2 protein-coding genes and 1 pseudogene are annotated in these 1,450 nt (G+C 39.4%); all 3 read left to right on the forward strand.

Annotated elements, in window-relative coordinates; all coding sequences use genetic code 11:
- Nucleotides 1-277 (forward strand): annotated as a pseudogene (locus tag F6K49_RS48730) (SAM-dependent DNA methyltransferase); the annotation flags it as partial.
- A gap of 138 nt (nucleotides 278-415) precedes the next feature.
- Nucleotides 416-607, forward strand: coding sequence for a hypothetical protein (locus F6K49_RS48735; RefSeq protein ID WP_293109898.1), 192 nt, complete (start codon nucleotides 416-418; stop codon nucleotides 605-607).
- 359 nt (nucleotides 608-966) lie between these two features.
- A complete protein-coding gene (locus F6K49_RS48740) occupies nucleotides 967-1,155 on the forward strand; it encodes a hypothetical protein (protein ID WP_293109901.1) in 189 nt (62 codons plus the stop codon).
- The last annotated feature ends 295 nt before the right edge of the window (nucleotides 1,156-1,450 follow it).

Here is a 1,450-nt window from a genome sequence, read left to right on the forward strand (position 1 = left end):
TCTTTCCCCTGTACAGATTGAAAGCCTAAACTTACCTATTGAACAATTTCGTCCAATATTACCAAGCCCGCGATACTTAGAGACTACTGAAGTAAAAGCGGATAAGGATGGCAACCCGGAAATTACAAACCCGCTATTTGTGCTTGATTGTAAATTGCCCCTTGATGAAATAAAGCGCGTCTATCCTGACTTGTATTCTTACCTTAAAGCAGGGATTAAGGCTGGTGTTTCCAACCGCTATTTATGCAAAAGCCGGAAAATTTGGTATTCCCAATAAAGACGACATGAAAGCAGATTCTATTGCACCTATATTGGACGTTCAGATAAACAAGGGAAAAAGCCGTTTAGATTTATTCTAAACCAATCAAAAGCAATTGTTACCAACTCATATCTTCTTCTCTACCCCAAGCCAGAGTTGGAAAACGCCATAAACCAAAATCATAACTTGGACAAATTGCTGATAGAAGCGCTTAACCAGATTACTGGGAAAGCTATGGTTGATGAAGGGAGAGTGTATGGTGGAGCGATGTATAAATTAGAACCGAAGGAACTGGCTAATGTGCCAGCATTTGAGCTGCAGGGGTTGCTATCAAAAGGATCTAAGTAAGGGTTGCATCTCAAAGTTTTAAATCTATAATTCAGGGAACAAGAGTTGTGTTTTATGCTTCCATCGGAGTATTTTTGCAAAAGTTAGATGCAGCCTCTCACCCCTTAATGGTCAAAATTTATAAAAACTTTAAGTTAAATCCTGATAATGTGAAGGAAGTGTGTTGACATTACAGCAAGTCATCATTTATGATTAGCATAAGATCCAATCAGACTTGACACAATAGTATTTCCACGGATAAGCTATAAATATAGCTATCCATAAACGCTTTGCATTTCAGATTTTTTAGAGTCTGATTGGATCTAACAATCGACTCATTCTTCTGATTCCCAGCGCTTGGTAATGCTCCAAATCTGGAAATGGTCGATGTAAGAGGTACTATTAAAAAGCCAGTAAGTCATACCATTGACTCCTATACCTTTCTGGAAGGCCACGCCAACACAGCCCTAGGTGATAAGACCACCATTCCGGTTTATGATTATTATGAACTATTCTCAGGTGGGTCTCAAATCTCAGGTGCATCTCAAAGTTGTAAATCTATAACTTAGGGAAGTGGAGGAGTGTTTTAGCCTTCAATTATCCTAGTTATTGGTACCTATACCACAGTGTATCTGTGTGACTTACTGTGCTTTGCCTCGTTGCCATGTAGGTGGAGTAGTGCCAGATTTTCATCTTGATTACTTCCACTTGATTTGTGCATAGCAATTATAATTGTGAAATCGGTTTCTAAGAAATCGGTTTCTAAATAGAAAGACTCAGCCAGAATCAGTTTCGCAGGCCGTTTCTGGCTGGTGTCCTTCTAACAACGAATACAAACTACCACGGCTCTATGATAGCCGTGGT

Source organism: Moorena sp. SIO3I6, from assembly GCF_010672095.1.